Genomic DNA, 644 nt, shown 5'->3' on the forward strand with positions numbered 1-644 from the left:
CGAATTCACACTCGGTTTCCGGGCGTTCGGATGCAAGATATTCATAGACGGCGTTGCCTACGGTAACGGAAAGCGGCAATTCGAGGGGAGCGTCCGTCTTCTGCTGCCTAATATGGATTAACTCGTTCTCCCAATCAATAGCATTTACTGTCAGTCCGGCAATGTCACAGCATCGCAGCCCGGTATAAAGCGCCAGCGAACCAACCGCTCTATCCCTGAGCGAAAGCCCCGAATCCCCATTCGTGAGAGCTTGTTTAATCCGATGCACTTCCTCCGGCTTCAGATACTGAATGTTCTTGCGCCGTTCTCGTAATTCAGGCAGGTAAGCCAATATTCTCGTGAGCGGTTCCGGGCAGTCAGGGTTCTCTCTTATACAGGCTTTGAAAACTGCTGCGATGTTCTTTTTGTACGAGCAGCTTCGGCGCAAAATGCCGTCCTCGCCTATGAAAACGGACAATGCAGTCGCTTCTGTAATCGCATCAACAGTGTTTATGCCTTTCTGCTGCAAAGCGTATAAAAAACTCGCCCCATGACTCGCCTCGGCTATGATTGTGGTTGCCTTCTTGTCTCGCTTGCTTTCGGATGCCCGGTAACAGTCAATCACAGCTTTGAACTCCGGCGACAACAAATGATACAGGCCGCGT

Annotated in this window: 1 protein-coding gene; it reads right to left on the reverse strand. The window is 50.9% G+C overall.

What is annotated here, in order from left to right:
* Window positions 1-604 (reverse strand): site-specific integrase (locus DSOL_RS26245; RefSeq protein WP_170871636.1); only part of this gene is annotated, 604 nt, incomplete at its 3' end.
* Window positions 605-644: the final 40 nt, after the last annotated feature.

Source organism: Desulfosporosinus metallidurans (genome assembly GCF_001936615.1).
GTDB classification, from domain to species: domain Bacteria; phylum Bacillota; class Desulfitobacteriia; order Desulfitobacteriales; family Desulfitobacteriaceae; genus Desulfosporosinus; species Desulfosporosinus metallidurans.